Raw genomic sequence first — 661 nt, 5'->3', positions numbered from 1 at the left:
CGAGGTGCCGAATTTCTGGCCGAGCCCCTTGACCAGTTCGACGATGCCGGCCTCGACGGTGACGTCGAGCGCCGTCGTCGGCTCGTCGAGCAGGAGCAGCGCCGGCTTCGACAGGAGCGCCATGGCGATGACGATGCGCTGCTGCTGGCCGCCGGAAAGCTGGTGCGGATAGGAGCGCATCATGCGCTCCGGGTCGGGCAGCTTCACGGCGCGGACCATTTCGAGCGCTCTGCTGTAGGCCTCCTCCTTCGACACCTTGTCGTGGATCATCGGCACTTCCATCAGTTGCTGGCCGACCTTCATCGCCGGATTGAGGCTCGCCATCGGCTCCTGGTAGATCATGGCGATCTTGTTGCCGCGGATGGCGCGAAGCTCCTCCTCGGACATCTCGCCCATGTCCCTGCCCTGGAACTTGATCCGCCCGCCGACGATCTTCCCGATATTGGAGAGGTCGCGCATGATGCCGAGCGACACGGTCGACTTGCCGCAGCCGGATTCGCCGACGATGCCCATCGCCTCGCCGGGCATGACCGTGCAGGAAAAGTCCATCACCGCCGGGATCTCGCCCTTGCGGGTGAAGAAGGAGATCGAGAGGTTCTCGATCTCGATGATCGGTTGAGCCGGATCTCGAACTGCCTCGTTCATGGGTCGCTCCAATCCT

The 661-nt window shown here is 63.7% G+C and carries 1 protein-coding gene; it reads right to left on the bottom strand.

Annotation, left to right across the window (positions count from 1 at the left end):
* On the bottom strand, positions 1-645 hold a 645-nt coding region (locus RFN28_RS34700; RefSeq protein ID WP_320291610.1), incomplete at its 3' end, for an ABC transporter ATP-binding protein.
* Positions 646-661 lie beyond the last annotated feature (16 nt).

The sequence above is a fragment of the Mesorhizobium album genome (assembly GCF_033977205.1).
GTDB classification, from domain to species: Bacteria; Pseudomonadota; Alphaproteobacteria; order Rhizobiales; family Rhizobiaceae; genus Mesorhizobium; species Mesorhizobium album.
The sequence above is the reverse complement of the archived record's forward strand: the minus strand, read 5'-3'. Positions and strand labels throughout refer to the sequence as shown.